We start from the raw sequence: 25,896 nt of genomic DNA, 5'->3' as shown, positions 1-25,896 counted from the left end.
AGATGATATGTCCCAGGAAGAAAAACAAGATATAAAACATCGCTTCCATTATTCAAGCGATACAGTCATAGAGAAACCGTTTAACTGGAAGCAAATGCTTAGATTACTAGCGTATATGAAACCATATTCTAAGAGTTTATTACCACTCGCAATTATCATGGTATTACTTACAACTGCGGTAAGGTTAATTGCACCAATATTAATTGGTAAGTATACGATCGACCATGCAATTGCAAATAAAGATACGAATTTATTAATTATTTTAGTTGCGGTGATTGCCGGGTTATATGCGATCAATTATGTGGCAAACATTTATAGAATTAAATGGACGAATATGCTAGGTCAAAATATTATTTACGATTTGCGAAAGCATCTTTTTACACATGTTCAAGGGCTTTCACACCGCTTTTTTGACAAGCGATCAGCGGGTTCTATATTAGTTCGTATTCTTAATGATGTAAATTCTCTTCAAGAATTATTCACCAATGGGATTATTAATCTATTAATGGACTTTGTTCTGTTATTTGGGGTTATTTTTATTCTCTTTGGATTAAGTCCAAAGCTCACACTGGCTATCTTGATTATTCTACCTTTGATGGTCTTAATCACAACAAAATTAAGAAGAAATATTAGAAGATCATGGCAGACAGTGCGGATTAAACAATCCATGCTTAACTCCCATTTGAATGAAAGTATTCAGGGGATACGAGTCACACAAGCATTTACACAGGAAAATGAGAATATCGAATTCTTCGATGGTATTAATAACGAAAACTTTGAAAGTTGGAGAGTTGCCACCCAAAAGAACGCAATGTTCCGGCCGTTTGTTGAAATGACGAATGCGGTTGGGACAGCGATTCTCATTTGGTTTGGCGCGATACTTATCCAGGACAATGGATTAACTATTGGGGTTTTCGTTTCTTTTGCCTTTTACCTAGGTATGTTCTGGGAGCCGATTTCTCGTTTAGGTCAAGTGTATAATCAACTATTAGTAGGGATGGCTTCATCTGAACGCATTTTTGAATTTATCGATGAAAAGCCAATCGTTGGTGAAAAAGAAAATGCGATTCACCTAACAGATATGAAAGGGAAGGTTGAATTTAATAAGGTTGAATTTTCATATGACGATAGTCGTAAAGCGTTAAAAGGTATTTCCTTAACGATGGAAGCGGGTCAAACGGTTGCCCTTGTAGGTCATACCGGATCAGGTAAAACAACAATAGCCAATCTAATAAGCCGTTTTTACGATGCAACAAGTGGGGAAGTTCGAATTGATGGAATCGATATTAGAGAATTATCGCTTCAAAGTGTTCGTTCCCAAATTAGTGTGGTTCTTCAAGATACCTTTATTTTCTCAGGTACAATTAAAGAAAATATTCGTTTTGGTCGACCGGATGCTACCGATGAAGAGGTGATAGAAGCCGCAAAAGCAGTGGGGGCTCATCAGTTTATTGAGAAGCTCATTAACGGATATGATACAGAAGTCGAGGAGAGAGGAAATATCTTATCTGTGGGTGAACGACAATTATTATCATTTGCCCGCGCACTTCTAGCAGATCCGAAAATTCTAATTCTAGATGAAGCAACAGCTAGCATCGATACAGAAACTGAGGTAAAAATACAACAGGCTCTGAAACAACTATTAAAGGATCGGACGGCTATTATCATCGCCCATAGACTTTCAACGATTCGTGAAGCCGACAAAATTTTTGTATTAGACCACGGCGAAATTATTGAACAAGGAAATCATGATGAACTTATGAAACAACAAGGTGAGTATTTCGGTCTAGTTAGGGCACAATTTAAGATGCTTGAAGCAATATAAGGAAAAAATGAAAGGACAATAAAAATTGTCCTTTCATTTTTTATGTCTCGTGGGCATGAATGAAGGGGGATAAGGTGCTTCCACATTCGTAATTAATTATGTTACAATCAATGGTATCTAAAATTGTTGGGGGAATAGTAGTGAATAAAAAAGAATTTGCGGTCATTGGCCTAGGTCGTTTCGGAGGAAGTATTTGCCGGGCATTGAGTGATGAAGGCATGGAAGTTATGGCCATGGACATTGATGAAGATAGAGTGAATGAATATTCAACGATTGCCTCGCATGCGGTTGTAGGGGATTCCACGGATGAATCTGTACTCAAAAGTATTGGGATTCGTAATTTTGATCTTGTTATTGTGGCAATCGGGGATAACTTGAAGGCAAGTATTTTAACAACCATTATCTTGAAAGAATTAGGTGTTAAACAAATTTGGGTAAAGGCACAAAACGATTATCATGAGAAAATCTTAAGTAAAATTGGAGCAGATCGAATTGTCCACCCAGAACGTGATATGGGGAAACGAATTGCTCACAATATCATCTCAAATAATGTACTAGATTATTTAGAGCTTTCAGATGAGCATAGTATTATTGAAATTGTTGCAGGGCAGAAAATAGATGGAAAGTCATTAATTGAATTAGATGTTCGCGCCAAATATGGGGTAACCATTGTTGCGATGAAAAGAGGAAAAAATATTATTGTTTCGCCGCAAGCAACCGAACAAATTCAAAAAGGTGATATTTTAATCATTATCGGAGCCGATACAGATATCAGTCGTTTCGAAAAAAACTTAATCGAAGAATAAACGTCTCATTTGAGGCGTTTTTTATTTTTAATATAAGGCTCATTACTAAAAAACTTTTGTTTTTAAAACATATGGTGATTTCCGTAATCGCTTTTTTACCTGTAGTCAAAGTAATTTTCAAAATAAAATTTAAAGTTGTCAAAGGCTGTTCCTCTTCGTTCCAGCGTTCGCTTTCCGCGGGCATGGCTTGAGCCTCCTCGAGAGCGAAAAGCGTGCTCCCTGCGGGGTCTCAAGTCTCATGCTATTCCCGCAGGAGTGGAGCGCCTGCACTCCAAGGAACATGGGCGACTTTCCACATGTTATCATCGCAACATTATGGGGCTTACCCTGGGTTGCCTTTTTAAACGGTCGTATAATCTACAATTATTTTTTTAGTTTTTATCCGCAATAAGAACATTGATACTATCATTGGAAAAAATTTTCTCTTGGCAGAATCATATCCAAAAATATAAAAACCCACTGAGAATACCTCAGTGGGAGATCAACATTGAATATAAGGGTAATGAAAACGAATTACACTTCCATAATGATTGGTAAAATCATTGGACGGCGTTTTGTCTTCTCATATAGGAAAGGAGCAAGCGTATCTGTGATTTCATTCTTTATCTCAGACCATTGTGTCGTACGGCGCTCCATTACTTTATTTAAATGCTTTGATATTAAACTTTGGGCATCATTGATTAAATCTCCTGACTCGCGCATATACACAAATCCACGAGAAATTAAATCAGGACCGGCTGCAATCTTAAAGTCTTTCATATTAATACTTACCACAACAATGACAAGTCCTTCTTCAGAAAGAATCCGGCGGTCGCGTAATACGATATTACCGATATCACCGACTCCGCTACCGTCAATATACACATTGCCTGAAGGGATTTTACCAGCTACAGACGCTTCATTCTCGCTTAACGCAAGAACTTCACCATTGTCCATGATAAAGCAATTTTCTTCAAATACACCACAATCAACAGCTGATTTTGCATGCATGATTTGCATACGATATTCGCCGTGAATAGGCATAAAGTATTTTGGTTGCATGAGGCGAAGCATTAATTTTTGCTCTTCCTGCCCTCCGTGTCCAGAAGTATGGATGTCGCTAAGTGGACCATGAATTACATCGGCCCCTGCACGATAAAGCATATTAATGATTCGACTAACACTCAATGTATTTCCAGGAATAGGGGAGGATGAAAATACAACTGTATCCCCAGGATTGATTTGAATTTGTCGGTGAGTACCATTTGCAATTCTTGAGAGAGCTGCCATTGGTTCACCTTGACTTCCTGTACATAGAATAACTACTTTATTCGCTGGAAGACGATTGATTTGGTTAGCATCTACAAAAGTGTCCTTCGGGCATTGGATATAACCTAGATCATAACCAATTGTGATTGCCGATTCCATACTTCTTCCGAACACCGCGATTTTTCGATCATTTTTAACAGCGGCTTCAACCACTTGTTGAAGACGATGAATATTGGATGCGAAAGTAGCGAAAATAATCCGACCATCGACCGTACGAAAGATATCTTGAATACTTTCGCCTACACGTCTTTCTGACATTGTGAAATGAGGGATTTCAGCATTTGTACTATCAGACAGTAAACAAAGAACCCCTTCCTTACCTATTTCCGCCATCTTTTGAAGGTTTGCAGGCTCTCCGACAGGTGTGAAGTCAAACTTGAAATCCCCTGTATGTACGATTTGTCCAGGAGGAGTTTTAACCACAATCCCGTAAGAGTCAGGAATACTATGTGTTGTTCTGAAAAAAGTAACCGATGTTTTACGGAACTTTATGATGTCATCCTCTTTAATTTCAATTAGCTTTGCCTGTCGGAGAAGTCCGTGCTCTTCTAACTTGTTTCGAATTAAACCTAAGGCAAGCTTTCCACCGTATATCGGTATATTAATTTCACGAAGTAAATAAGGAATACCACCGATATGGTCTTCATGACCATGTGTGATAAATAATCCTTTAATCTTTTCTTCGTTCTTAACAAGATAGCTGTAATCAGGAATAACATAGTCGATTCCCAACAGCTCGTCCTCTGGAAACTTAATTCCAGCATCGATCAGGATAATTTCATCCTGGAACTGTACGCCATAAGTGTTTTTACCGATTTCCCCAAGTCCACCTAAGGCGAAAACAGCTGTTTGATCGTTTTTTACAAATTTCATCATTCATCAAATCTCCAATACTTTATAATCTTCATTTAGTTTTTCATATTCAAGATAGGCCCCTTCCACCCGTTGAATATATTCAATGTTAATTTTCCGTTCCTTTAATTTTTGGCGAACCTCAACTTGAGATTCTGCTTCAATAAACATCGTTTTTGTATTTTCTCTTACAGGAACTTCATAAGCATCTTCTTGGTAGTAAACTTTAAAAATCATTGCCAAATCTCTCCTTAATTTCCGAAAGTTAGAGTAACTTTTTCTATTATATAAAAATATAACATGATTTTCATGTTTTTTCTTACTTTTCCTAAATATTTATTATCAAATGTATACCTAATAGGTAAAAAGAGGGGGTAGTCTAAGGGGAAAGACTATAAATTTTCGGATAAAACGAATTGGGAAATGAAGATTAATCCACCGTACACCTAAAAATGTATTATACCATTAATATTAATTGTAGTACATAACGAGCCCTCCGAAACACGAAGGACCCTATCGTCTTTCTCTTTAATGACTTTAATGAATTACGCAATCGACTTCCTTTTCAATAAATCCTGCCATTGTTTTATTAATTTCTCCCGTAACTTTTTTAGCATGACTATCATCTCCTTTTTTCACTGACTTTAAACATTTCAAAAACGATGCGATGGTTTTAAGTTTGTCCTTAGTATGTGGAAAAAAAGGATGTTTATCATGGAAAAATACTGGAAACAACAAAAAAAGCATCGACATGCTGTGCACATCGATACTTTCAATTTTAACGTTCAATTGGAATGGCGTTTTCTGGCTCTGTAAAAGGATTCTCCATATTAATATGATCATAAAACATTACCCCATTTAAATGATCAATCTCATGCTGAAAACAAATCGCTGGAAGACCTTTAAGATCTACAATGATTTCTTCGCCATCTAAATTAGTTCCTTTGACCTTGATTTTTGCATAACGAGGAACATAGCCTGGTACAGCGCGGTCAACAGATAAACAACCCTCACCTGCTGTTAGATAGCTCTTTTTAACAGAATGACTGATAATCTTAGGATTGAACAAAGCAAAGCTATAAAGCACATCATCTTCTATTAAATGAACTGCAATCATACGCTTTGATACATTAATCTGTGGTGCAGCAAGCCCAATTCCAGGTCTTAATCCATATTTTTCGGCTATTTCTGGGTCTTGACTGTTTTTTACATACTCAAGGAGCTCTTCCAAGATTTTTCGGTCTTCAGGCGATGGAGGTAAAGCAACTTCTTTTGCCATTTGACGCAATGTTGGGTGCCCTTCGCGGATTATATTTTCCATTGTAATCAATGTTATCACTTCCTGCTCTTGATGCTTTTTGTAGTTTTAGTTTAACAAAGGTCTCATGTTTTTGAAATACAAAAAGAAGAGGACAACCTTGTTCTAAACTTAGGACAACTAAATATAATAAAATAAATCCTAAACCCAAAATTTATGTTATGAAAACATATTATTATATAGTATATTGTAAGTAGCTAAGGGGGAACAGATCGTGAAAAATAAAACGTTTAAACTGTCATTTGTTTTACTTTGTATGATTTTTCTCTTAATGGGATGCATGAATGGACCATCACCTGAAGAACAAATTTATGAGACCTTAGAAAAAGTTGTTGCTGTTGAAAAGGACTTTGAAGAACAACAAGACCCATTAGTCGAATTGGAGAAAAGAGAAAAAGAACTTTACGATGAAATTTTAACATTGGGAATGAAAGAATTTGATCAAATCGTTACATTATCTAAAGAAGCCCTAGATATTGTGTCTGAACGTGAAACAAGAATTAACAATGAACATGAAAGTATCAAAGATTCTAAAAAGGAGTTTCAAAAAATTGATTCCTTTGTTTCTGAGATAAAAGAAGAAAGTGTAAAGGAAGAAGCAGATGCTTTAGTTTCGGTGATGAATCAGCGTTATGAAAGCTATGAGGAATTATATACTTCTTATACTGAAGCTATTGGATATGATAAAAAGTTATATGAGATGTTTCAAAATGAAGAATTAACATTAGAAGAACTGGAACAACAAATCAATCTCATTAATGAGACCTATGAAAAAGTGGTTGCGGCAAACGAGTCGTTTAATAAACTTACTGACCAGTACAACAATGCAAAGGTTTCATTTTATAAAAAAGCAGGACTAGAGGTTGTTTTTAAAGAGGAAGAATAATACACATGATGAAAGGGCTACCAATGCTGGTAGTCCTTTTCTATTGTTGTTTTTAAGGTTTTTGAGTTGAAAACATCTTAATATTTTTCATTTTTTATGATACAGACGATAAATGTGTACTGGTACAGTTTTTGAAAATGGATAAGAATTCCAAGGCAAAACTTTTTGTGGACAAGAAATAAAACAGTAAACAAACAATTTGACGACTCACTTTCATTGTTGTAAACTTGGAAATGGATAGAGAGCAGTTGTATTAATTGCTTTACCAAAATAATTAATACAGCTTCATTTAGGAAACAGAATATGCTTTTCGAGCATTACTGAAAGTCATTACAACTAAAGACCATGTCCACAGGGACAAAAAATGTCTTTGAAAAGATATATTTTTGGGTAACCTAATGCTGTATGTTTTGTATCATTCCAAACTTTATAAATGGCTATTTCGCCATAATAAAGTTGAAGCACCTTGGTGAAAATCACGAGGGCGCATTCGAATAAGAAAATAGGGTAAGAAAGGAAGCGAGAAGAAGATGGCTGTAAAAGCAAATGTCTTTGATTTACAAGGGCAACTGGATAAGGTTGCTGAAAACTTTCCTATGTTTCAGATCTTAAATGAAGAAGGAGAAGTGGTAAATAAAGCTGCTGTTCCTGATTTAAGTGATGATCAATTAAAAGAATTAATGAGAAGAATGGTCTATACACGAATCCTTGATCAACGTTCTATTTCATTAAACCGTCAAGGGCGCTTAGGTTTCTATGCACCTACTGCTGGTCAAGAAGCATCTCAACTTGCATCTCAATTTGCTTTAGAAAAAGAAGATTTCATATTACCAGGTTACCGTGATGTACCTCAAATTGTTTGGCATGGATTACCATTATACCAAGCATTCTTATTCTCACGTGGACATTTCCATGGGAACCAAATGCCTGAAGGAGTTAATGTAATTTCTCCACAAATCATCATTGGGGCACAATACATACAGTGTGCTGGTGTGGCTTTAGGTATGAAAAAACGCGGCAAGAAATCAATTGCTATTACTTATACTGGTGACGGTGGTACTTCACAAGGTGATTTCTATGAAGGAATCAACTTTGCAGGAGCGTTCAAAGCACCTGCAGTATTTATTGTTCAAAATAACCGTTTTGCCATTTCTACTCCAGTAGAAAAACAATCTGCAGCTCATACACTAGCTCAAAAAGCTGTAGCAGCTGGTATTCCTGGAATTCAAGTTGATGGAATGGATCCACTTGCTGTTTATGTAGCTGTTAAAGAAGCTCGTGAGCGCGCAGTTAATGGCGATGGTCCAACATTAATTGAGACTATGACTTATCGTTATGGTCCACATACAATGGCTGGGGATGACCCAACTAGATATCGTACTTCAGAGCTTGACAATGAATGGGAAAAGAAAGATCCACTCGTTCGTTTCCGTAAGTATCTTGAAGGTAAAGGAATTTGGAACGAAGAAATTGAAAACCAAGTGATTGAAGAAGCAAAAGAAGACATCAAGAACGCAATCAAAAAAGCTGACGAAACACCAAAGCAAAAGGTTACTGACCTTATTTCACATATGTTCGAAGTGCTTCCTCAAAATTTAGAGGAGCAAATGGAAATCTATAAAGCGAAGGAGTCGAAGTAAGCCATGGCGCAAATGACAATGATTCAAGCAATCACTGATGCGTTACGCACAGAATTAAAAAATAACCCAGATGTCTTAGTTTTCGGTGAAGACGTTGGAGTTAACGGCGGCGTGTTCCGTGCTACTGAAGGCCTACAAGCTGAATTCGGTGAAGATCGTGTATTTGATACACCACTTGCTGAATCAGGTATTGGTGGGCTTGCAGTTGGTTTAAGCTTACAGGGCTACCGTCCAGTACCAGAAATCCAATTCTTCGGATTTGTATACGAAGTAATGGATTCCATTAGTGGTCAATTAGCTCGTATGCGTTATCGTTCAGGTGGTCGCTACACTGCTCCAGTAACGATTCGTTCACCATTTGGTGGTGGGGTACATACTCCAGAACTTCACGCAGATAGCTTAGAAGGTCTAATTGCTCAACAGCCTGGTGTGAAGGTTGTTATTCCATCTACACCATACGATGCAAAAGGACTACTAATTGCAGCTATTCGTGATAATGACCCTGTTGTATTCCTAGAGCACATGAAGCTTTATCGTTCATTCCGCCAGGAAGTTCCTGAGGAAGAATACACAATTGAGCTTGGAAAAGCTGAAGTGAAGCGTGAAGGTACTGACCTTACTATGATTTCTTATGGTGCAATGGTACATGAATGCTTAAAAGCTGCAACTGAATTGGAAAAAGAGGGCATTTCTGCTGAGGTTATTGACCTACGTACTGTTAGCCCATTAGATATTCCTACAATCATTGCTTCTGTTGAAAAAACAGGACGCGCAATTGTTGTTCAAGAGGCTCAAAAGCAAGCTGGTATTGCAGCAAACGTAGTAGCTGAAATCAATGATCGTGCAATTTTAAGCTTAGAAGCACCAGTATTACGTGTAGCTGCACCTGATACTGTATATCCATTCTCACAAGCAGAGTCAGTTTGGTTACCAAACTTCAAGGATGTATTGGAAACAGCTAAGAAAGTATTGAACTTCTAATTATACAGAGGAATAATATTTCCTTATTACCTAAGAACAGCCTTTGGTGTACAGGATAAGATTGATTACATCATATGTAGAGCCGTACACCAGGGCATATTTAACTTTATTCAGCGAAAATCTCACATCTTTTATAGAGGTGAGAATCATGAAACTAATTATTTTAGGAGGCGAAAACCGTGGCATTTGAATTTAAGTTGCCAGATATCGGTGAAGGTATCCATGAAGGTGAAATCGTAAAATGGTTTGTAAAACCAGGCGATGAAGTAAATGAGGACGATGTTCTTTGTGAGGTCCAAAATGATAAAGCAGTAGTAGAAATTCCTTCTCCTGTTAAAGGTAAAGTACTAGAAGTACTTGTAGAAGAAGGTACTGTTGCAATTGTAGGAGATACACTAATTAAATTTGATGCTCCTGGATATGAGGACCTTCAATTTAAAGGTGATGAAACTGAGGAAGCTCCTAAAGAAGAAGCTCAAGCTGAACAACCAGCAGCGACTACATCAGAAGCAACTGCACCTGCAGCAGATGTTGATGAAAACCGTCGTATTATCGCAATGCCTTCTGTTCGTAAATATGCACGTGAAAAAGGCGTGGATATCAAAAAGGTTGCAGGAAGCGGTGATAATGGTAGAATAATGAAGTCGGATATTGATGCGTTTATTTCTGGCGGTGCACCAGTTGCTACAGAAACACCAGCGACCGAAGCTCCAGCTGCAGCTACTCAAGAAGCAGAAAAAGCTCCTGCAAAACAACCAATTCCTGCGGGCACATATCCAGAGACTCGTGAAAAGATGAGTGGAATCCGTAAGGCAATTGCTAAGGCTATGGTTAACTCAAAACATACTGCTCCACACGTTACTTTAATGGACGAAGTAGATGTAACAGAGTTGGTTGCACACCGTAAGAAATTCAAAGCTGTCGCAGCTGAAAAAGGTATTAAATTAACATACCTACCATATATCGTTAAAGCATTAACAGCAGCGCTACGTGATTTCCCTGCGTTAAATACATCACTTGATGATGCTACTAACGAAATTATTCATAAGCACTACTACAATATTGGTATTGCTGCAGATACAGAAAAAGGTCTACTTGTTCCGGTTGTAAAAGATGCGGATCGTAAATCTATCTTCAGTATCTCAAATGAAATTAATGAATTAGCAGGTAAAGCTCGTGATGGTAAGCTTGCTCCAGATGAAATGAAGGGTGCTTCATGTACTATTAGTAATATTGGTTCAGCTGGTGGACAATGGTTTACTCCAGTTATTAATCACCCTGAGGTTGCGATCTTAGGAGTAGGACGAATTGCTGAGAAGCCGGTTGTTAAAAATGGTGAAATTGTTGTAGCTCCAGTTCTTGCTTTATCATTAAGCTTTGACCACCGTATGATTGATGGTGCTACTGCACAAAACGCACTCAACCAAATCAAACGTTTGTTAAATGATCCACAATTATTATTAATGGAGGCGTAATTCAACATGGTAGTAGGAGATTTCCCGATTGAAACAGACACAATAGTCATTGGTGCTGGACCTGGTGGGTATGTTGCAGCTATACGAGCAGCCCAACTAGGACAAAAAGTTACCATTGTAGAAAAAGGCACTGTTGGTGGTGTATGTCTTAACGTTGGATGTATCCCATCTAAGGCATTAATCTCTGCAGGGCACCGTTTTGAAACAGCTAAACATTCTGATTCAATGGGAATCAAAGCTGAAAATGTTACACTTGACTTTTCAAAAGTTCAAGCATTTAAAGATGGTGTTGTTAAGAAATTAACTGGTGGAGTTTCAGGACTACTTAAAGGTAACAAAGTTGATGTTGTTCAAGGCGAAGCATATTTCGTTGATGGAAACTCTTTACGTGTAATGAGTGAAAACTCTGCACAAACTTACAATTTCAAAAACGCAATCATTGCTACTGGATCTCGTCCAATCGAGATACCATCTTTTAAATATTCAAAACGTGTACTTGATTCAACAGGTGCATTAGGGCTTAAAGAAGTACCAGAAAAAATCGTTATTATCGGTGGCGGTGTTATCGGTATTGAGCTTGGTGGCGCTTATGCAAACTTTGGATCACAAGTAACAATCTTAGAAGGAGCAGATGACATCCTTCTTGGTTTTGAAAAGCAAATGACTACACTTGTGAAGAAGAACCTAAAGAAAAAAGGTGCAGAAATCATCACAAAAGCGTTAGCTAAAGGTGTAGAAGAAACTGAAAATGGCGTAACAGTGAAATATGAAACAAAAGGTGAAGAACAATCAATCGATGCAGATTATGTATTCGTAATGGTTGGACGTCGTCCTAATACTGATGAGCTTGGTTTAGAGCTTGCTGGTGTTAAAATGAATGAAAGAGGCGTAATTGAGATTGATAAACAATGCCGTACAAGCGTAAGCAATATCTACGCAATCGGTGATATTGTTCCAGGACCTCAATTAGCACACAAAGCATCATATGAAGGTAAAATTGCTGCGGAAGCAATCGCTGGTCACCCATCTGAAATTGACTACTTAGGAATTCCTGCAGTTGTGTTCTCTGAACCAGAACTTGCTACTGTTGGTTACACTGAGCAGCAAGCTAAAGAAGAAGGAATTGAAATCGTGGCAGCTAAGTTCCCTTATGCAGCAAACGGTCGCGCACTTGCTCTTGAAGCAACCGATGGTTTTGTGAAGCTCATTACTCGTAAAGAAGATGGACTTCTAATCGGTGCACAAGTAGCTGGTGAAAGTGCGTCAGATATTATTTCTGAATTAGGTCTAGCTGTTGAAGCTGGAATGACAGCTGAAGATATCGCTATGACTATTCATGCTCATCCAACTCTTGGTGAAATTACAATGGAAGCAGCAGAAGTTGCTCTAGGTACTCCAATTCATATTGTAAAATAATGATTATAAAAAAATCGCCCCTTTTTGGGGCGATTTTTTTGCTACCTAAATCTAGTTTCAGGCTGCTATTCATTCTTATTTTGAACTTGCCGAAGAAGATAATACGTTTTCTAGAGGAGTGATTATTTCGTCTTTGTCTACATTACCTTCAATTTTTTGAAGGACTTTATCTTGTTGAACAATTAATAAAGATGGATATGTTTCAATCTGATACTTCGTATAAAGTCTATTATCTTCAGAAGAAACAACTTTCATGTTTGCGATTTCTGTTGGGTATTTATTCTTAAGTTCCAGTAGAGCATCATAGTAGCTGCTTTCATTACGCAGATTATCCTCATCCGAAAAAAAGATAATTTGTTTTTCATCGGTTTTCGGTATTGGCGGCTGTGCCTTGTACGAAGAACACGAGGAAAGTATAAAAAAAGAAAGTATGATTAGAGTATAGGCTTTCATTTTAATAATCACTCTTCCATAAAATAGTCAAATGGATAGGTCTTTACAGCTAATAAAAGTAATACAAAACACCTATTTTTTCATTCCAATTCATTTTATCATGTATTCTAAAAATTCTTTCCGATGTAATCGATTTGTTACAAAAATGAAAAATACTACCATCTATCTGTGCATATTAATTAATATAGTAAACAGAAATTTATAGAAGACAAGCTTGTTCTCACACCATTTTGGGAAAAGACGTAGCAATTTGAGAAGCTGCTTTCTTAGTTTATGTTCTTTTATTGTAAATAAAAGGAGAGTTTTCTAATGAGGGTATATGTAATTGGGTTGATCCAGGTTTTAATTTGGAGTACTTTTTCATTGGTGACATGGTTGTCAGGATCTGATAGCCTGCTTGCTAGAGGTGTATTATTGATTATTTTTTGTTATATCGCCTTCGTAATCGCTACTAAAATCGGTTTAACGCGAAAAGGATCCTTACTGATAACAGCAATCTCATTTTTTTGCTTTTTCTCGTTTGAAAAAGTGTTTTGGTTCCTCACGTAAAAAATAGACCACATCTGTAGGATATGGTCTATTTTTATTTTCCTATTTTCGTTTGTAAAAATACATAACCCGTCCATTGAATAGGTGTAATTCACCTTCAAGTTTTTTAGCTAAAAACTTACAAAATTCGTTTGCTTTTCCTTTGTCACCTGCAGTTGAAATTTCAGGAAGGGTGACTTGGATATAGCTTTGATCTGTATTCTCACCATTTTCGTCTACAATTTTTTCTTGACCCACACCGACTATGATTGCCTTGTATTTTTGATGATCTGATTTTAAGTAAAACCAATGTTTTTCGTGATTGATTTCTTTTATTTGGTAAGGGAATGCAGCGTTATCGTATTCCCAATTGAGCTGTTTGCCAGTTTTACCTGTGATTTCTGTGTAATAGCTAAAGAGGTCTTTCACATCATCAAGTGAGATTTGTTGTACGTTTGAATTAGGGACAAGCTTTATGTATGCGTTTTCCAAACTGTTCACTCCTACTCCAGAAAGTATTCGGTTATTGTCTCTTTTTCTATGTGAATTCACTTCTATTCTAGCATTTAACAGATAAGACTTACAACTTCATATTGTTTGTGATAAATGTATACATTTTTAATATGAATCATAAAAACAAATAAAAAAATAATAATGTTATACAATTAACCATTGACTAATTAAATGTGACATACTATTATATAAATAACATATCATAAAACGTTTTCAATGAAGAAAAAACTACTTTTCGAAAGGGGCTTTGAATAATGGGTACAATCATCTGTCAAACTTGCAGCGAGACAATCGAGCACTTTGAATACGAGAAGGTTACAACACTTTATTCAACATGCGACCACTGCGATTGTAATCACGAAGAGAATTAATCTTTATTAAAAACATATGAAAAAAGCATGCAGAATTTGCATGCTTTCTTTTTTTGAATGATAAGAAAGTATAAAATTTTATTACCTAGTTTTCGATGTCTATCTCAGGCACCATCGGCTCTCTGGTCTAAGACAATCGCTTCGGAAGGCAATAAACGCCTTCTGTCAGCACTTGTTTATTAAAGGCGGGCGCCTTATGCTTTTCTTTATTTTATCGAATCGCTCGGTGTTCTTTAATGACACGGAGGAATTTTAATTCATAATCCTCAGGTCCTTGGACAGGTAGGCCAGCTTCGATATTGGTTTGAATATAAGTTAAGTTCTCCTCAGTAATAATTTCTCCAGGGATAAAAATGGGAATACCTGGTGGATAAACCATCACGAATTCTGCGATTACACGTCCTGCAGATTCTTCAAATGGTACCACTTCTGTTTCAGAGTAAAAAGCATCCCTTGGCGATAAAGCGAGAACTGGAATGTCTGGAAGTAATACTTCTGGAACGATTCTTGATTCGGAAAAGTGAGATACTTCATCGGAAAGATTAGCAAGTGCCTCAATCAGTAGATCGGCCTCTTTTTGGGAATCACCTGGTGTTATAATACATAGGATGTTATAGAGGTCGGACATCTCCACTTCTATATTATATTTTTCACGTAGCCAAACTTCCGCATCTGATCCTGTAATGCCAAGGTCTTTTACAGAAATGATTAATTTTGTTGGATCAAAATCAAATGTTGCTTTTGAGCCTAAAATTTCTCGTCCTACACAATATAGTTTTTCGATTTCGTTGATTTTGTCTCGAATATAATTGGCCAAGAGTATCGTTTTTTCAATAAGGTCATGACCTTCTGTTACTAAACGCTTCCTAGCGACATCCAAGGATGCCAATAATAAATAGGAGGTAGACGTTGTTGTAAGCATACTTAAAATCGATTGTACTCTGTTAGAAGAGACTAAACCTTCTTTTACATTTAAAATAGAGCTTTGTGTCATAGACCCACCAAGTTTATGGACGCTCGTTGCTGCCATATCAGCACCAGCTTGCATGGCTGATAGGGGAAGCCCTTCGTGAAAGTGAATATGAACACCGTGTGCTTCGTCAACGAGAACCGGAACATCATAGGAATGAGCGATATCTACAATTCTTTTTAAGTCTGCAGCTATCCCAAAATATGTTGGATTAATCACGAGCAAACCTTTTGCATCTGGATGCTGTTCAAGTGCTTTTTCAACAGAGTCAGTTGTGATTCCATGAGAAATTCCTAATTTGTTGTCAATTTCGGGATGGATGAAAATAGGAACTGCACCGGAAAAAACAATGGCTGACATAACCGATTTATGGACGTTTCTTGGTACAATGATTTTATCTCCAGGGCCACAGACGGCCATGACCATTGTCATGATTGCTCCACTAGTGCCTTGAACAGAAAAAAATGTATGATCTGCGCTAAAGGCTTCAGCAGCAAGGTCTTGAGCCTGCTTAATGATACCTTTAGGCTGATGAAGGTCATCTAAAGGTCCAATATTGATTAAATCGATGGATAAGGCATTATCACCGATAAAGTTTCGAAATTCAGGGTCAATTCCAGCTCCTTTTTTATGTCCAGGTATGTGGAATTGGGTTGGATTCTTTTTTGCATGTTCAACAAGACCAGTAAATAATGGTGTTTCATTTTGTGACAATTGATAACCACACCTCTTTATTTATATAATTTTACTCGTTTTAAAATGTCTTTTTTGCATAAAACAAGAGAATTATAGCACTTCTTTTACCGTTTGCATATAAAAATATTTCTCTCTTTTAAAGTGTCACAGGTAGAGGATTATTAAACATTTTTAGGGGTTGTTAAACTTTACTGGATATTCAAGAACCAGAATAAAAAAGAGGAGTTTTTGGTTATCGTCTCGAAATGATTTATTTGAAAGGTGGGAGTTTAATGAATTGGGAAACAAGAGTATCAACTTTATTAGGAATAAAATATCCAATCATTCAGGGAGGACTTGCTTATTTAGCTTATTCTGAGCTTGCAGCAGCTGTTTCGAATGCAGGAGGACTTGGTCAAATTACAGCAATGTCACTTCATTCACCAGAAGAACTACGTAATGAAATTAAAAAAGTAAAAGAATTAACAAAAAAGCCGTTCGGGGTTAACTATGCAATTGGACAACATGGAAGGCCATTTTCTGACATGCTTGAAGTTGCCATTGAGGAAGAAGTACCTGTCATTACAATGACCGGGGGAAACCCAGCTCCAATTTTTGAACAATTAAAAGGTGTTAATACAAAGAAACTCGTTCTTGTTGCAGCTAGAAGGCAAGCTCAAAAAGCCGAGGAACTAGGGGCAGACGCTGTGATGGTGGTTGGTCAGGAGGGCGGAGGTCACCTAGGAAGACAGGATATCGGAACGATGGTTCTTATTCCACAGGTGGTCGATGCGGTTTCCATTCCAGTTATCGCATCCGGGGGCATAGGTGATGCACGTGGATTAATGGCAGCATTAAGCTTAGGGGCTGAAGGAATCGAAATGGGTACACGTTTTATTGCCACAAAAGAATGTGTACATGCTCATCAAGGCTATAAAGACGCATTGATAAAAGGAACTGAAAATGATACAGTTGTGATTAAACGATCACTTGGGGCACCAGGTCGAGCGATTTCGAATGAATGGACCTCAAAGATTCTTCAGTTAGAAGAAGCAAACAGCGGATATGAAGGATTAAAGGAATACATAAGTGGTCAAGCTAATATGAACTATATTTATGATGGAAAGTTGGATGGTGGCTATGCTTGGGCAGGTCAGGTTATGGGTCTTATAAAAGACGAACCAACAGTTGCTGAGCTATTTGAGAGGATGATCACTGAGGCTGAGCAAATTCGAAACAGGTGGAGCAAATAGAGGTGAACGAATTGGATTATCAATATCCTATTTCCTTTGATTGGAGCACAGATGAAGTAGTTGATGTCATCTCCTTTTTTGAATGTGTTGAAAAAGCTTATGAAAAGGGAATTGCAAGGGATCGATTAATGCAGGCATATAAGCGGTTTAAAGAAATTGTGCCAAGCAAATTAGAGGAAAAACAGGTTTGCGGAGAATTCGAAGAAACGAGTGGTTATTCTGCATACCGTGTTATCCAAAAAGCAAAAGAAAATAAGGAAATCATCAAAATGTAGATTAAAAGGATGTTCTATGATAAATAGGACATCCTTTTAGCTTGTCGAAAAATCTTTCAGTTTTAAAACTTACTTTGAACTTTTTTGCGCTAGCTGATATAATGGAAGTAACTTTCTGAAAGTTTCATCAATTGTTTGTATTAATTCTTCGCCATTCATGTTAACTACTTTATCTCGAGAAATGTTAATTCCACAAAGAATTTCAGCCTTTTTGACTGATTGAAGTCGTGTGAACATCGATTCAAGTTCCTGATCGTTTAACTCATGATGAATACTCGTATCTGGTTTTGTGTGATCGACTGACCATAAATAATGGTTTGGGACACTTTCTCTAATTTGTTTTGAATGCTCCATTAATATTTTTCCAAACTCAGATTTAATTGGTGCTTCATATATTACCGCAAACCAAACAAAAAGATGGGTATTCCACAATCCGATTTGAAAATGAGGCAACATTTTATATCCGCGTTTATTATTTGCGAAAGCAACCCAAGTATCTTTAGGTGGATTGATTGTCCTTCTCGCATGTTTTGCGACATGAGCAAACATTTCGTCTCCTGTCAGGCTTGAAAGGGTAGGTGCAAAATAATTCCCTAAATCCTCTAATTTAGGCCGAACATGTGAAACTAATGCATTCATTCGATTTTCAAGTCCATCTATTGTAAACACATCAAAGTCTTCGTTTGTAAACCCTGTAAAAGTCATTTATGTATCCTCCTATTGATAGTCCTATAGTCATTTTACCAAAAACATAAGATTTTCTGTACTAGTCTGCTTTGAATATAACGTATGCTGCTAGGTATACGCACATATTTGTTACAATGCTCCGATTTTTTCATAAGATAGTTGTAACAAGTGGAATAGTTAAAAAGGGAAAGTGAATGTTTGAAATAAATGAAAGGGGTGCGAAAATTGAAACAAGTGATAAATGATTTAAAGCGAAAAGACGGTGAGAAACGCTTGGCAGTGTTACGTCTTGAAGTAGACTATGAATTGGCAACCCTTTATGATGCGATGATTGAAAATGATGAAGTGAAAAAAGCAGAATGTAAAAAGAAGCTACAAAAATTAAGCAAAGAAATAGTTAAACTTGAAGCATAAAGGCACAAAGGCGAACCAAAGTTGGTTCGCTTTCGAGTGTAGACAAAGTCAGTACTGTGACTTTGTCTACACTTTTTTTACAGGTATCTAGATGTAAATTACTTTTCCAGACTGTCTTGAAAACGCTTGCTAGACAAGGCGCGCAGTCGATCGAAGACGGTAATAGAAGTTGCCTTCATGAGCGGACGAGAGAGGCAAGCAACGAAGTATGCGAGCGTTTGTCAACATTCTCTAGGCGAACCAAAGTTGGTTTGCTTTCCTTATTGCTTGCTTTTCAGTAAAAAAGTGAAGTAAGCTTTTAAAGTATAATACTTAGCGTATACTATCCGATGAGATAAAAAAGTGAGGTACTTACAATGATTAATTGGAATGAAATAGAAGACTATGCCAAACATTGGATAAGAGAAGCGGGGGAACGAATAAGAGATTCGTTTCAAGCCAAGCTTGTGATTGAGACAAAATCAAATCCTGATGACCTAGTTACAAATATGGATAAAGAAACTGAACAGTTTTTTATCGAAAAAATACATAGTACCTTTCCAGCACACAAAATTCTTGGAGAGGAAGGTTTTGGAGACAAACTTCAGTCATTAAAGGGGATCACATGGATTATTGATCCAATCGATGGCACGATGAATTTCGTTCATCAACAACGCAATTTTGCAATTTCTGTTGCAGTGTACGAAGACGGAGTAGGGCAAATTGGACTGATATACGATGTCGTACATGATGAACTTTATCACGCGCGTAAAGGTCAGGGTGCCTATCTTAACTCTACAAAAATTGAGCCACTAGGGGAGGTCCCTCTTGAAAGAGCCATTGTTGCTATAAATGCTACATGGGTTACTGAGAATAAACGAATAGATCCGAAAATTTTAATTCCAATTGTCAATGCTGTTCGCGGAACTCGTTCTTATGGGTCTGCTGCACTGGAATTAGCCTATCTCGTAACCGGCCGAATTGATGTTTACATCACCATGCGCCTTTCACCTTGGGATTTTGCTGCAGGTGTTGTTCTCTTACAGGAAGTTGGAGGTGTGATCACTACGCTTGACGGGGAGCCATTAAATTTTTTAAAGGAAAACAGTATTTTTGTTGCAAGACCTAATTTACATGAAGAGATTTTTACAAAGTTTTTAAAGAGGAAATAAAAAAGCGTGAGAAGGCAGAATTAGAGTCTGCCGTTCTCACGCATTTTTTTCTTTGTCGTAAATCCTAAACCTGTTACAATAATTACTGCAATAATAGACAAAATAATACCTAATAGACTTTTTTCAGCTATTGATACACCAATTAGCATAATACAAACAGCTGTTGCAATCGCAATGAGAAGCATTGGGATATTCACGTTTTTCAAAGTAATTTGCCCCTTTCCATAATTTATTTTACAGATAAATATATATTATTTCTATACTTTGGTATATAATATTTTAGTTGCGACTCTTTTCGGAAGTAAAAAAATGTAAAAAGAAATTAAAATCCTTAATTTGATAATAGGAGATGTGAAATAGTGACAACACGTAATGACTTACGAAATATAGCGATTATTGCACACGTAGACCATGGTAAAACAACCCTTGTAGATACACTGCTTCATCAATCAGGAACATTCCGCTCAAATGAGCATGTAGATGAACGTGTAATGGACTCAAATGATATTGAACGTGAACGTGGCATCACCATTCTTGCCAAAAATACAGCAATTAATTATAAGGATACCCGTATTAATATTATGGATACTCCAGGACATGCTGACTTTGGTGGAGAAGTTGAACGTATTATGAAAATGGTTGATGGAGTACTATTAGTTGTCGATGCTTATGAAGGCTGTATGCCACAAACTCGCTTTGTATTGAAAAAAGCATTGGAGCAAAATCTTACTCCGATTGTCGTTGTAAACAAAATTGACCGTGACTTTGCAAGACCAGAAGAAGTTGTAGACGAAGTAATCGACTTATTTATCGAACTAGATGCTTCTGAGGAACAATTAGAATTTCCGGTTGTATATGCATCAGCAATCAATGGAACAGCAAGTACAGACCCACATCAACAAGATGAAAACATGGAATCTTTATTCCAGTGTATTATCGAGAACATTCCTGCTCCAATTGATAATAGTGAAGAACCATTACAATTCCAAGTAGCGTTACTTGATTATAACGACTATGTTGGAAGAATTGGAATCGGACGAGTATTCAGAGGAACCATGCATGTTGGTCAGCAAGTTGCTTTAATGAAATTAGATGGTAGTGTAAAACAATTCCGTGTTACAAAAATCTTTGGTTTCTCAGGATTAAAACGAATTGAAGTCCAAGAGGCAAAAGCGGGAGATCTTGTTGCTGTATCCGGTATGGAAGATATCAATGTTGGTGAAACAGTTTGTCCAATCGAACACCAGGATGCTTTACCAATTCTTCATATCGATGAGCCGACTTTACAAATGACATTTTTAGTAAATAATAGCCCATTCGCTGGCCGCGAAGGTAAATATATCACATCACGTAAAATTGAAGAACGTCTTCGTGAACAACTTCATACCGATGTAAGTTTACGCGTGGATAATACAGATTCTCCTGATGCATGGATTGTTTCAGGACGTGGTGAGCTTCATTTATCAATATTAATTGAGAATATGCGTCGTGAAGGCTACGAACTTCAGGTTTCTAAGCCAGAGGTTATTGTAAAAGAAATTGATGGAGTTCGTTGTGAACCAGTTGAACGAGTTCAAATCGATGTACCTGAGGAACACACTGGTTCCATTATGGAATCTATTGGTGCACGTAAGGGCGAAATGTTAGACATGATTAACAATGGGAATGGTCAAGTTCGACTTATTTTCATGGTTCCTGCACGTGGACTTATCGGTTACACAACAGAATTTTTAACGTTAACAAGAGGTTTCGGTATTATTAATCATACCTTTGATAGTTACAAGCCAATGGCACAAGGCCAAGTAGGTGGACGAAGACAAGGTGTGCTTGTTTCGATGGAAACTGGTAAAGCAACTCAATACGGAATTACTGGTGTTGAAGACCGTGGTACGATCTTTGTTGAGCCTGGTACAGAGGTTTATGAAGGAATGATCGTGGGTGAACATACCCGTGAAAATGACTTAACGGTTAATATCGTGAAAGCTAAACAAATGACAAACATGCGTTCAGCCAATAAAGACCAAACAACAACGATGAAAAAGCCACGCATTATGTCATTAGAGGAATCACTTGAATATTTAAACGATGATGAGTACTGTGAGGTTACTCCTGAATCCATCCGTTTGCGTAAAAAGGTTCTTGATAAGAATGAACGTGAAAAAGCAGCAAAACGAAAAAAACTTGCTGAAGTAAATCAATAGGGTTGTGAACGTTGTCCCTTTCTGATACTTTTATGATAGGAAGTGTCAGAAAGAGGGGATAAATAGTTATGGATGTCTATGAACACATGTGGCCGATTGCAAAAACAATCTATAGTTCGACAACTCCTAATGTCGGGTCAAATATATTGTATGTTGTCATTTTACTCTTAACGATTATCGTGTTTCGTTTAGGGTTTGCAAAAAAACTGCCATTGTTAAAAAATATTGTCATTTATGCATGTCTTGCCTTTGGCTGTACAATTTTAACGTTTTTAGGTGCATTCTTACCGATTGCGGAAGGATTAGCGATTACCGCTGCTATATTACTTATTTATAAAGTACGTCTTCACCAGACGAAAAATCGTGAAGCGTAAGGAGGTAATCTGATGAAATCCCTACAGGATGCGATTTATAATTGGTTAACGATTAAAATTGTAGCTGAAGCAAGACCTGATGATAAGGCAGCCAAGGAAACATTCGATCTATTTGAAGATATTTTGGTAAATGAGTTTAAGTTGAAGGACATCCAAATTCAAAAAGATGATGTGATGTATCTTGTGAACTATACGATTGATGGGGAAGCGAAAAGTGCTTGGTTTCCGACAGAGTTAATCGAAGTCATGCACAACCAAATCAGTCAACATCCAGAGAGATATCAGAATTACGAATAAAACAAAAAGCCGAGCGTGGGTGCTTGGCTTTTTGTTTTGGGTCTAGATCCAGCGCCTAGCCCCTAGCCCCTCGAGGTCATTAGTCAATCCGTCAATAAGGATAAAATACATCCTTCTCGCCGGCTTTCTTATGCTTGTCGGGGCTGTTCGAGGCGCTTGCGCTTTTCTTATTACCACCAATCGTCATCGGTTTTCTTTTTGCGATACAATTTAAATTTATTAGTTGCAATTCTTTCTTTTGTTCTAGTTTCAATTCGATCATGGCAATCTTGACACATATATGTATGGATTGGGCGGTTTCTTAGTCGTTTAGCGAGGCTGGATTCATCCTCAATGTCCTCGATTTTATCACAAATTACACATTTTACCTTCATTTTTTAAACCCCTCATGTGTTATCTAGTATCTATTTTTTCATGTCTAGCTCCATGTGCCATCGGTTCTCTGGTCTAAGCCAATCGCTTCTGTAGGTAAAAGAGACCTTCTGTCAGCGCTCGACTTATGCTTGTCTCCGATAAGCGGGCGCCTAGAGCTTTTCTATATTATACAACATTACTTACTTTTCTGACAAAGTTTGTCTTTTTAAGTGACGAAATAATGAGGGATCAAACAGGGTGAAGAAGTCCTTCAGCCGCTGAGTACTCCCGGGATGGCAACGCAACAAAAAGCGCGAGAAAAACAAAATGTTTTCCACGCGCTTCATACCTTATTTAGTACCCATTTTATCGTTTGATTGATCTTGCTGCTCTTTATCTATTTTTTGTTGTTCTTTTTGATTTAGTTGCTTATCATTTGTCTTCGTTGGTTCAGTGTTTTGATTATCGATTAAATCACTCGGAACATCTGGTACCAATCTCCCGACAATTTGTGCCAATTCATCTAAAATACCCGTAATAGGTCTTCCATCTTCAATTTGTTTCCTCATTTGCTTCAAGCGCTCATAAGTATCAGCATCTGCAATTACAATGGCGTTTGCTCCGTAAGGGTCATGCTGTAAGCTCTCAGCTACCGAGTATTTTATCGTCTGTACCCTTGAACGTTCCAATTTTGAATCTACATCAATGCCAACGACGGCAAACTTTCCTAGTACAACGGCTGTGGCATCATTCACCTTAGGGACACTACTTGCAAGTTCGACAAGATGGCTTGCAATTTCTTGCCCTGTTTTTCTGTCGATATTGTTTTCAACTGTATTTTGAACCTTTACCCGATCATCTTTTCCGTTTTCACCCGCATTATTATTTCCACCACAACCAGAAACCAAAAATAGTATACTCGAGAACAGAAGGATATAAATATATCTCACCGTTTTGCCTCCCATCGTTCTATATGTTTTCTTTTTTTATTGTTTAATTATTCTTCTATCTTTATGCATCCAGACATATATTTTTATCAATGGTCGTCCTTACACGAACAAAAATTAGGATTGGCTAATATAATATAAAAAAATTTTCGTACGAAAGGATTACCTGTTTCACTCCTAAAACAAAAATTGAAACCCACTTGAGTAGGAGGCGTGATTTTGGGGAAAATTTATGTATTAGACACAAATGTATTACTGCAAGATCCTAGAGCAATTTTTTCATTTGAAGATAATGAGGTAGTTATACCTGCAGTAGTGTTAGAAGAGGTTGACTCAAAAAAACGTTATATGGATGAAATAGGTAGAAATGCGAGGCACGTATCAAAGCTTATCGATAATTTACGGCAAACAGGGAAATTACACGAAAAAATACTGCTTGAAACAGGTGGAAGCCTGCGGATTGAATTAAATCATAGATCCTTTCATGAACTTCAAGAGATCTTTGTTGAGAAAACAAATGATAACCGCATTTTAGCAGTTGCCAAAAATCTCTCGTTGGAAGAACAATCAAAAGAAAATGGAAAACAGGTTATTTTAGTAAGTAAGGATGCATTAGTTCGAGTAAAGGCTGATGCATTAGGGTTACAATCGGAAGATTTTTTAAGCGATCGTGTGGTTGAGGTTGACCATATATATTCCGGATTTCTCGAAATATATATAAACCGTAACCTTCTTGATCTCTTTTATGAAAAAGGGGAACTTCACGTAACAGAGTTAGTCAATCACCCATTTTATCCAAATCAATTTATCCTCTTAAAAGATGCATTAGGTGGTTCATCATCTGCTATTGGGATCGTTGATAAGACAGGTAAAGTGGTAAAAAAGCTCCATTTTAAACAGGATCATATTTGGGGTATTAAACCAAGAAATGTGCAGCAAACAATGGCGTTTGAGTTGTTATTAAGAGAGGATATACCATTGGTGACGCTAATAGGGAAGGCTGGGACTGGAAAAACATTATTAGCCCTTGCGGCTGGACTCATGCAGACAGAGGATTTAGGGCAGTATAAAAAGCTACTAGTCGCGCGCCCTATAGTCCCTGTAGGAAAAGATATTGGATTCTTACCTGGAGAAAAACAGGAAAAACTAAGGCCGTGGATGCAACCAATCTTTGATAATCTAGAATATTTATTTAATACGAAAAAGCCTGGTGAATTGGATGCTATTTTAGCCGGAATGGGCTCAATTGAGGTTGAGGCTCTTACCTATATCAGAGGGAGAAGCATTCCAGAGCAATTTATCATTATTGATGAGGCGCAAAATTTAACCAAGCATGAGGTTAAGACGATACTCACGAGAGTGGGAGATAAGAGTAAAATCGTGTTTATGGGAGATACCGAACAAATCGACCATCCATATTTAGATGAATACAATAATGGGTTAACATATGTGGTAGAGAAATTTAAGGATCAAAAGATTGCTGGCCATATTCGATTAGTAAAAGGAGAACGGTCTGGTCTAGCGCAATTAGCTGCGGATATTCTTTAAGGCCGTTTCCTTAAACATTGTTGTTATTATTATAGAGATTAATAAGTATTATTTAATAAAACTTTTGGTGTTACTTCAAGTATTGGAGCGTATGGCACGAGATCCTCGAAAATGCAGGCATTTTCTTCGTGCGATGTAGTTTCAAGGAAGCCTATTCAACGTCCTGCGGGAATAGCGAGCCAAGCGAGACCCCGCAGTGAGGTATTAATGATCGAAGCCTAAGAGCGCCACGTCCTGGAGCAACGGCTTCGTGACCTACATCGTGTAGGCCAGAGGAGGCTTGCAGATCGCCCGCGAAAAGCGAGTGCCAGAAGCAGAAATCACCCCTAGTTTCAAAAAAACTATAAGTTAATAACAACTATCTTTTAAAAAGAGCCA

General features: G+C 37.3%; 27 protein-coding genes. 17 read left to right on the top strand and 10 right to left on the bottom strand.

Annotation, left to right across the window (positions count from 1 at the left end):
- Window positions 1-7: 7 nt before the first annotated feature.
- Window positions 8-1,825: an ABC transporter ATP-binding protein gene (locus DZB84_RS02935; RefSeq protein WP_116350740.1), complete on the top strand. Its 1,818-nt coding sequence runs from the start codon at window positions 8-10 to the stop codon at window positions 1,823-1,825.
- A gap of 110 nt (window positions 1,826-1,935) precedes the next feature.
- On the top strand, window positions 1,936-2,631 hold the full coding sequence (locus DZB84_RS02930; RefSeq protein ID WP_116350867.1) for a potassium channel family protein: 696 nt from the start codon (window positions 1,936-1,938) through the stop codon (window positions 2,629-2,631).
- Window positions 2,632-3,144: 513 nt separating this feature from the next.
- On the opposite strand, the gene rnjA is transcribed toward DZB84_RS02930, so the two are convergent.
- From rnjA to def, 3 genes are all read right to left on the bottom strand, one after another.
- The gene (gene rnjA / locus DZB84_RS02920) at window positions 3,145-4,812 is read right to left on the bottom strand and encodes a ribonuclease J1 (RefSeq protein WP_116350866.1); all 1,668 of its coding nucleotides are present in this window, start codon (window positions 4,810-4,812) and stop codon (window positions 3,145-3,147) included.
- 6 nt (window positions 4,813-4,818) lie between these two features.
- Window positions 4,819-5,028, bottom strand: coding sequence for a DNA-dependent RNA polymerase subunit epsilon (locus DZB84_RS02915; RefSeq protein ID WP_116350738.1), 210 nt, complete (start codon window positions 5,026-5,028; stop codon window positions 4,819-4,821).
- Between the two features lie 541 nt (window positions 5,029-5,569).
- Window positions 5,570-6,121 carry a peptide deformylase gene (gene def, locus DZB84_RS02905; protein WP_189655119.1) on the bottom strand — a complete coding sequence of 184 codons (552 nt, stop codon included), beginning with the start codon at window positions 6,119-6,121 and terminating at the stop codon, window positions 5,570-5,572.
- Window positions 6,122-6,323: 202 nt separating this feature from the next.
- Here def and DZB84_RS02900 point away from each other — a divergent pair, with 202 nt between their 5' ends.
- The 5 genes from DZB84_RS02900 (at window position 6,324) to lpdA (ending at window position 12,507) form a co-directional block, all read left to right on the top strand.
- Window positions 6,324-6,995: a YkyA family protein gene (locus DZB84_RS02900; RefSeq protein ID WP_116350736.1), complete on the top strand. Its 672-nt coding sequence runs from the start codon at window positions 6,324-6,326 to the stop codon at window positions 6,993-6,995.
- A gap of 530 nt (window positions 6,996-7,525) precedes the next feature.
- Complete coding sequence (gene pdhA, locus DZB84_RS02895) at window positions 7,526-8,635, top strand: pyruvate dehydrogenase (acetyl-transferring) E1 component subunit alpha (RefSeq protein ID WP_116350735.1); 1,110 nt, start codon at window positions 7,526-7,528, stop codon at window positions 8,633-8,635.
- A gap of 3 nt (window positions 8,636-8,638) precedes the next feature.
- The gene (locus DZB84_RS02890) at window positions 8,639-9,616 is read left to right on the top strand and encodes an alpha-ketoacid dehydrogenase subunit beta (protein ID WP_116350734.1); all 978 of its coding nucleotides are present in this window, start codon (window positions 8,639-8,641) and stop codon (window positions 9,614-9,616) included.
- A 179-nt stretch (window positions 9,617-9,795) separates the two neighbouring features.
- Complete coding sequence (locus DZB84_RS02885; RefSeq protein ID WP_116350733.1) at window positions 9,796-11,091, top strand: dihydrolipoamide acetyltransferase family protein; 1,296 nt, start codon at window positions 9,796-9,798, stop codon at window positions 11,089-11,091.
- A 6-nt stretch (window positions 11,092-11,097) separates the two neighbouring features.
- The gene (gene lpdA, locus DZB84_RS02880) at window positions 11,098-12,507 is read left to right on the top strand and encodes a dihydrolipoyl dehydrogenase (RefSeq protein ID WP_116350732.1); all 1,410 of its coding nucleotides are present in this window, start codon (window positions 11,098-11,100) and stop codon (window positions 12,505-12,507) included.
- A 75-nt stretch (window positions 12,508-12,582) separates the two neighbouring features.
- Here the strand turns inward: lpdA and DZB84_RS02875 are convergent, their stop codons facing one another.
- On the bottom strand, window positions 12,583-12,960 hold the full coding sequence (locus tag DZB84_RS02875) for a thioredoxin domain-containing protein (RefSeq protein WP_116350731.1): 378 nt from the start codon (window positions 12,958-12,960) through the stop codon (window positions 12,583-12,585).
- 309 nt (window positions 12,961-13,269) lie between these two features.
- On the opposite strand from DZB84_RS02875, the gene DZB84_RS02870 reads away from it, so the two are divergent.
- Window positions 13,270-13,509: a hypothetical protein gene (locus DZB84_RS02870; RefSeq protein ID WP_116350730.1), complete on the top strand. Its 240-nt coding sequence runs from the start codon at window positions 13,270-13,272 to the stop codon at window positions 13,507-13,509.
- A gap of 42 nt (window positions 13,510-13,551) precedes the next feature.
- Here the strand turns inward: DZB84_RS02870 and DZB84_RS02865 are convergent, their stop codons facing one another.
- Entirely contained in the window at window positions 13,552-13,980 is a 429-nt protein-coding gene (locus DZB84_RS02865) for a DUF1885 family protein (RefSeq protein WP_116350729.1), read from the bottom strand.
- A gap of 275 nt (window positions 13,981-14,255) precedes the next feature.
- On the opposite strand from DZB84_RS02865, the gene DZB84_RS02860 reads away from it, so the two are divergent.
- The gene (locus DZB84_RS02860; protein WP_116350728.1) at window positions 14,256-14,372 is read left to right on the top strand and encodes a GapA-binding peptide SR1P; all 117 of its coding nucleotides are present in this window, start codon (window positions 14,256-14,258) and stop codon (window positions 14,370-14,372) included.
- Window positions 14,373-14,583: 211 nt separating this feature from the next.
- Here DZB84_RS02860 and DZB84_RS02855 read toward each other — a convergent pair whose 3' ends face one another.
- The gene (locus tag DZB84_RS02855; protein WP_116350727.1) at window positions 14,584-16,056 is read right to left on the bottom strand and encodes an aminotransferase class I/II-fold pyridoxal phosphate-dependent enzyme; all 1,473 of its coding nucleotides are present in this window, start codon (window positions 16,054-16,056) and stop codon (window positions 14,584-14,586) included.
- A 254-nt stretch (window positions 16,057-16,310) separates the two neighbouring features.
- Between DZB84_RS02855 and DZB84_RS02850 the strand changes: the two genes are divergently transcribed.
- Window positions 16,311-17,270 carry an NAD(P)H-dependent flavin oxidoreductase gene (locus DZB84_RS02850; protein WP_116350726.1) on the top strand — a complete coding sequence of 320 codons (960 nt, stop codon included), beginning with the start codon at window positions 16,311-16,313 and terminating at the stop codon, window positions 17,268-17,270.
- 11 nt (window positions 17,271-17,281) lie between these two features.
- Window positions 17,282-17,545, top strand: a complete 264-nt coding sequence (locus DZB84_RS02845) for a UPF0223 family protein (RefSeq protein ID WP_116350864.1) — start codon at window positions 17,282-17,284, stop codon at window positions 17,543-17,545.
- Window positions 17,546-17,614: 69 nt separating this feature from the next.
- On the opposite strand, the gene DZB84_RS02840 is transcribed toward DZB84_RS02845, so the two are convergent.
- Window positions 17,615-18,250, bottom strand: a complete 636-nt coding sequence (locus DZB84_RS02840; protein WP_116350725.1) for a YktB family protein — start codon at window positions 18,248-18,250, stop codon at window positions 17,615-17,617.
- 207 nt (window positions 18,251-18,457) lie between these two features.
- Here DZB84_RS02840 and DZB84_RS02835 point away from each other — a divergent pair, with 207 nt between their 5' ends.
- Both DZB84_RS02835 and DZB84_RS02830 read left to right on the top strand, forming a co-directional pair.
- Window positions 18,458-18,646, top strand: a complete 189-nt coding sequence (locus tag DZB84_RS02835; protein ID WP_116350724.1) for a hypothetical protein — start codon at window positions 18,458-18,460, stop codon at window positions 18,644-18,646.
- Window positions 18,647-19,002: 356 nt separating this feature from the next.
- Complete coding sequence (locus DZB84_RS02830; protein WP_116350723.1) at window positions 19,003-19,797, top strand: inositol monophosphatase family protein; 795 nt, start codon at window positions 19,003-19,005, stop codon at window positions 19,795-19,797.
- 20 nt (window positions 19,798-19,817) lie between these two features.
- On the opposite strand, the gene DZB84_RS02825 is transcribed toward DZB84_RS02830, so the two are convergent.
- Window positions 19,818-20,003, bottom strand: coding sequence for a YlaF family protein (locus tag DZB84_RS02825; RefSeq protein ID WP_116350722.1), 186 nt, complete (start codon window positions 20,001-20,003; stop codon window positions 19,818-19,820).
- 153 nt (window positions 20,004-20,156) lie between these two features.
- Here DZB84_RS02825 and typA point away from each other — a divergent pair, with 153 nt between their 5' ends.
- The 3 genes from typA to DZB84_RS02810 all read left to right on the top strand — a co-directional run bounded on the left by typA (window position 20,157) and on the right by DZB84_RS02810 (window position 22,669).
- The gene (gene typA, locus DZB84_RS02820) at window positions 20,157-21,998 is read left to right on the top strand and encodes a translational GTPase TypA (RefSeq protein WP_116350721.1); all 1,842 of its coding nucleotides are present in this window, start codon (window positions 20,157-20,159) and stop codon (window positions 21,996-21,998) included.
- Between the two features lie 68 nt (window positions 21,999-22,066).
- On the top strand, window positions 22,067-22,372 hold the full coding sequence (locus DZB84_RS02815; protein WP_116350720.1) for a YlaH-like family protein: 306 nt from the start codon (window positions 22,067-22,069) through the stop codon (window positions 22,370-22,372).
- Window positions 22,373-22,384: 12 nt separating this feature from the next.
- Window positions 22,385-22,669 carry a hypothetical protein gene (locus DZB84_RS02810; RefSeq protein ID WP_116350719.1) on the top strand — a complete coding sequence of 95 codons (285 nt, stop codon included), beginning with the start codon at window positions 22,385-22,387 and terminating at the stop codon, window positions 22,667-22,669.
- A 170-nt stretch (window positions 22,670-22,839) separates the two neighbouring features.
- On the opposite strand, the gene DZB84_RS02805 is transcribed toward DZB84_RS02810, so the two are convergent.
- Window positions 22,840-23,043 (bottom strand): YlaI family protein, encoded by a 204-nt coding sequence (locus tag DZB84_RS02805; RefSeq protein WP_116350718.1) that lies wholly within the window; start codon window positions 23,041-23,043, stop codon window positions 22,840-22,842.
- A gap of 330 nt (window positions 23,044-23,373) precedes the next feature.
- Window positions 23,374-23,988 carry a YhcN/YlaJ family sporulation lipoprotein gene (locus DZB84_RS02800; protein WP_223254362.1) on the bottom strand — a complete coding sequence of 205 codons (615 nt, stop codon included), beginning with the start codon at window positions 23,986-23,988 and terminating at the stop codon, window positions 23,374-23,376.
- A gap of 201 nt (window positions 23,989-24,189) precedes the next feature.
- Here DZB84_RS02800 and DZB84_RS02795 point away from each other — a divergent pair, with 201 nt between their 5' ends.
- The gene (locus DZB84_RS02795) at window positions 24,190-25,518 is read left to right on the top strand and encodes a PhoH family protein (RefSeq protein WP_116350716.1); all 1,329 of its coding nucleotides are present in this window, start codon (window positions 24,190-24,192) and stop codon (window positions 25,516-25,518) included.
- Window positions 25,519-25,896: the final 378 nt, after the last annotated feature.

This window comes from Bacillus sp. HNG (assembly GCF_003400205.1).
Lineage (GTDB): Bacteria > Bacillota > Bacilli > Bacillales > Bacillaceae_L > Ferdinandcohnia.
The sequence above is the reverse complement of the archived record's forward strand: the minus strand, read 5'-3'. Positions and strand labels throughout refer to the sequence as shown.